The sequence below is a fragment of the Deltaproteobacteria bacterium genome (assembly GCA_030654105.1).
GTDB lineage: Bacteria > Desulfobacterota > SM23-61 > SM23-61 > SM23-61 > JAHJQK01.
In genome coordinates, this window is sequence record JAURYC010000059.1 from 1 (window position 1) to 4,416 (window position 4,416).

6 protein-coding genes are annotated in these 4,416 nt (G+C 53.0%); all 6 read right to left on the reverse strand.

The genetic code is table 11. From position 1 onward, the window contains the following. Positions 1-80: 80 nt before the first annotated feature. On the reverse strand, positions 81-848 hold the full coding sequence (locus tag Q7V48_02360; GenBank protein ID MDO9209582.1) for a carbon-nitrogen family hydrolase: 768 nt from the start codon (positions 846-848) through the stop codon (positions 81-83). A gap of 134 nt (positions 849-982) precedes the next feature. Further along, positions 983-1,336, reverse strand: coding sequence for a cupin domain-containing protein (locus Q7V48_02365; protein MDO9209583.1), 354 nt, complete (start codon positions 1,334-1,336; stop codon positions 983-985). A 43-nt stretch (positions 1,337-1,379) separates the two neighbouring features. Then, the gene (locus Q7V48_02370) at positions 1,380-1,607 is read right to left on the reverse strand and encodes a hypothetical protein (protein MDO9209584.1); all 228 of its coding nucleotides are present in this window, start codon (positions 1,605-1,607) and stop codon (positions 1,380-1,382) included. A 250-nt stretch (positions 1,608-1,857) separates the two neighbouring features. Further along, entirely contained in the window at positions 1,858-2,862 is a 1,005-nt protein-coding gene (locus Q7V48_02375) for a molybdopterin-dependent oxidoreductase (protein MDO9209585.1), read from the reverse strand. A gap of 5 nt (positions 2,863-2,867) precedes the next feature. After that, positions 2,868-4,163: a molybdopterin-dependent oxidoreductase gene (locus Q7V48_02380; GenBank protein MDO9209586.1), complete on the reverse strand. Its 1,296-nt coding sequence runs from the start codon at positions 4,161-4,163 to the stop codon at positions 2,868-2,870. Positions 4,164-4,168: 5 nt separating this feature from the next. Next, a partial coding sequence (locus Q7V48_02385; GenBank protein ID MDO9209587.1) for a 2Fe-2S iron-sulfur cluster-binding protein occupies positions 4,169-4,416 on the reverse strand: 248 nt, incomplete at its 5' end.

Here is a 4,416-nt window from a genome sequence, read left to right on the forward strand (position 1 = left end):
GGGCATCCCAGGCAGCCTGTGATTACAACCTCTGCGGCCGTTCCCTATAGATTGCTTCCCGGAATGAAAATCATTTGTTTTTACAGAACCCGATCACTCACGGCTGGAAATGTTCCCCTAACAGCCGTCACCTTGTCCATATCGATTTCCGCCCTTAAAAGGCACTCCTCATCTCCGCCGCTGGTCAGAATGATTCCCCAGGGATTTACCATCATACTGTGGCCACAAAATTGAGCCCCACGATTAGTTCCCACACAATTACTGGAAACCAAAAATGCCGTGTTTTCTATGGCTCGCACTCGATTCAACATGATCCAATGCTCCAGCCGGGGATAGGGCCATCCCGAGGTTACCAAAAACAGCTCGGCGCCCTTATCTAACATGGCCCTGAATATTTCTGGGAACCTTAAGTCATAACAGGTAGCCATCCCGATTTTACCCCAGGGAGTTCCGACCACCACCACCTCTTTTCCCCGGGATAGGATTTGACTTTCCTGCGATCCGTAACCATAAAGGTGAATTTTCTGATAGGTGGCAATCAGTTTCCCGTCTGGGCCTAAGAATAGGCTCGTGTTGAACAATTTACCATTTTTTTTCTCCACTATACTTCCGGCATGGAGGTAGAACCCGTGTTCCTTGGCCTTGGCCGCCATCCTTTGAGCTGTTTCGCCACTGAGAGCCTCTGCTTCTTCTGAATAACGGTCAAAAGAAAAGTAGCCGATATTCCAAATCTCCGGGAGGATGACGAGATCAGACCCCTTGACCTGATCCAATAAGGCCTCCGCCCGTTCAATCCGCTGAGATTTCCTCTCGTCGCCAACTTTCATCTGAATGGAAGCGATCTTCATCTTTTTCACCCCTGCAAATAATTTAATGCATGGCCCCAATAAGCATATTAAATCCCCCGGCCCATTCAGGGATGATCAAGCTCATCCCTGAAAGAAAAGCTATGAAGGAACGCCCCAGTCCTTTCTTTCTTGATCTACCGCGTTTTCTCCAGGTAAAAGCGGATTTCAAAAGTGGTACATCCCCGGGGGATATGATAAGGACCGTGTTTCATTCCAGGTGGGCGGCAGGCGTAAAACCCCGCACCAAAGGTTTGGTTCTTGGCCAGGTCAATTAACTCCCCTTCGACGATTAAAACTTCTTCCCAAAAATCATGAACCAGCGTTTCTGCCGTTTTTATCCCGGGAGGGAATTTTAAGAGTCGGGTGTAAGACTTTGTTTCCGGGTCTCGGCTAAGGATTTTTTCCTTAATACCTAATGTATCCCCTTCCACAGGTTTCCATTCGTAATGAGTATCCACATCGATAAATTCAATTTCTCGTTTAGGCATTTTCCATTCTCCCTTTCTCCACGAGTGACCCTCTTTATCTTCCTTAGGAAGAAGCCCCGCTAATTTCCCGTGGATTAAATATTTTTTTCTTTTTTCTTTTACCTGACTGACGTTCCGGCGAAAGGCGGACTGTTTTGGCTTCCTTGACCATTACATTCCGCAACCGCTCCCATTTTCTACCGAAGGCTACGTTGATCTGAGGTTCGACCTCTTTGACCAATTTTAAGGCAATGATGTCATGGGTGATATAATCTTTGGCCAGATTGACCATTCCCCGGTTATGGGTCCAAGTGTCAAAGGCTTCTCCCTCTTTGCTGAATAACGTTTGTCTTGTAACACATCTACGGAAAGATTGTCAATTTTTTAGGGGAGGCGTAATGATTCATGGGGGGGGGATTTAAAAGCATTTTCTATCTTGATCAAAAGCGGGTACAGAGATTAAGAGATTATAAGTTATAGAATGAGAGGATAGAGTAGCCCACATCCTGCCCTATCCTTCCTTAGCAAACACCAAAATCGTTTCAACCTTTTGCTTTTTTTTCGATCAGCGCTTTGAGGATCCGCTCGGGTGTCGCCGGATAATCCATGATCCACACGCCGATGGCATTATGGATAGCAGACAGGATGGCGGGCGGTGCTGCGCTGGCGGTCATCTCCGCGAAACCTTTCGCTCCCCGCGGCCCATTGGGATGGGGAACTTCCACGATGTCGGAGACCATAACCGGGGGCATGTCCGCTGCCGTGGTCAAGATGTAGTCTGCCAGGCCAGTGGGGGCGAAATCCATCTTGGGGTAGTAGGGGGTGTAGTTCTCCGTGAGGGCAAAACCAATCCCCATCATAGCCCCACCGTTGATTTGTCCTTTGCACAAAAGCGGGTTGATCGCCTTGCCGATCTCGTAGACTTGTACCAGCTTGAGCAATTCCACGACGCCTGTTTCCGTGTCCACATCAACTTCCGCCACGCAGGCGCCGAATGCTAGCGAAGCAATGGCCGTCATCTTTCCCGTTTCCGGATCAAAGGCCTGCCCTGCGCCGGGGATGAAAGAACCGGTACCCACCAGGAACTGCCCCCCCCAGTTGACCATCGAACCTACTTCCGACATTGTCTTAGAAATCCCAGGGGAGCCTTTCACCAATACTTTGTTATCGGCGACTTCAATGTCCTCCGGGTTGGCCTCTAATACATCTGCAGCCCATTCGCGGATCTTTTTCTTAAGGTCGGCCGCCGCCCGGATGACTGCGTTCCCGTCCATGAAAGTCACCCGGCTGGCGAAGGTGCCGGTGCACATCGGGCCGATATCGGTATCAAAATTGTTCACCGTGATAGCCTCCAGAGGAACCCCCAGCTCGTCGGCAGCGATCTGCCGCAAAATGGTCTTGGAGCCCTGACCGATATCCACCGCGCCCACCAGGAGGTCAAATGTCCCGTCGGGTTTCAGGCGGATCTGCGCCTGACTGGGGTCTCCGCCCCCTTTCATCCCTGCGGGATGGGTATTACACGAAATCCCTACGCCTTTCTTTTTCATGACTTTTACCTCCTCCGCGAACTCATGGCCTTGAGACGGGCCGGGAGTTCTACCCCGGCCAGTTCGGCGGCTCGTTTCATCGCTTCAAGCAGGCCCGCTGCCACGACCTGGTACTGGGTAGCCCCCAGATCACCATCACGCCAGGCGTTGACAAAACGGATCTCCCAGGGGTCCATCCCGATGATCTCGGCGATCCGATCCATCTGGAGCTCCTCAGCGGATGTCCCGTTGATGATCCCGAAACCGCGCATGGAGCTGGCCGGCGGCTTGTTCGTATAAACGCAGGTGCCATCAATCCAGATGTTCGGGATGAAGAAGGGTCCAGCGACCAGAATGGAGTTCTTGTCCACCACGTAGGGCCCCATACCGGAATAAGCGCCGGTGTCGTGAATAGTTCGAATTTGGCGGGCGACGATTCGACCGTCTTTTTTCACCCCGTCCTTGAATTCAAAGGTCCAGGCCCCGCGCTTGGTGGTGTAGAGGGTCTCCTCGGTGCGGGTCAGGCGATACTTCACCGGCTTGCGGATTTTGAGAGCCATGAGGCCGGCCACATGGTCGCAGTGGATGTCGTTCTTGGCCCCGAAACCACCGCCGACTGTTCCTCCGATGTAGCGGATCTTATTCATGTGTAGGTTGAAGATAGCGGTCAGCATCCCCAGGTGGAAGTAAAGGTCCTGGCTGACCGTGTGGATCGCCAGCCGGTCGGCCTCGTCAAGGTAAGCCACCGAGACTTGAGGTTCTATCGGGGCGTGTTCGTTCATGGAGTTGGTATACTTGCCTTCGACGATGGTGTCCGCTTCTTGAAAGCCCTTCTCCACGTCGCCGAGACGGATCTTGCGGGTTTTGCCGCTGTCGAACTGGAAGACATTGCCCTCGGGCCGAACTAGGGGGCCTTCCGGCTTCATCGCTTCAAAGGGATCGAAGACCGGGGTCTGCTCCTCGATGTCCAGCTTGATCTTTCCCAGCGCTTCCATCGCCGTATCTTCATCGACGGCCGCCACCGCAGCAATCCGCTCGCCCTTGAACCGGATATGCTCGGGAGTGAAGACCGGCTGGTCGGGAATCATCCCATAGGCATTTACCCCCGGGACATCCTTGGCCGTGAGGACCCCGGCAACGCCGCCCATTTTTTCAGCGGCGGAAACATCCAGACGCCGGATGACCCCTTTATGGACCGGACTGGTCAGGCACTTGATGTATAGCATCCCCGGACGCTGGATATCATCCACATAGACGGTCCGGCCCGTTACATGGCCGATCCCGTCATATCGCAGTATTGGTTTACCTACATATTCTGTCATGGTCCTCACTCCTTCCCCTGGCCATGGGCGACTGCTTCAATAGCCTCGACGATTTCCTGGTAAGCCCCGCACCGGCAGAGGTTGCCCGAGATCGCTTCTACGATCTCTTGGCGGGTAGGCTTGGGATTCTTGTCCAGCAAGGCCTTGGCCGACATCAACATCCCTGGCGTGCAGAAGCCGCACTGAGCCGCATAGTGTTCATGGAACGACTGCTGCAATGGGTGCAGTTTCCCGTCTTGGCTAATTCCTTCTA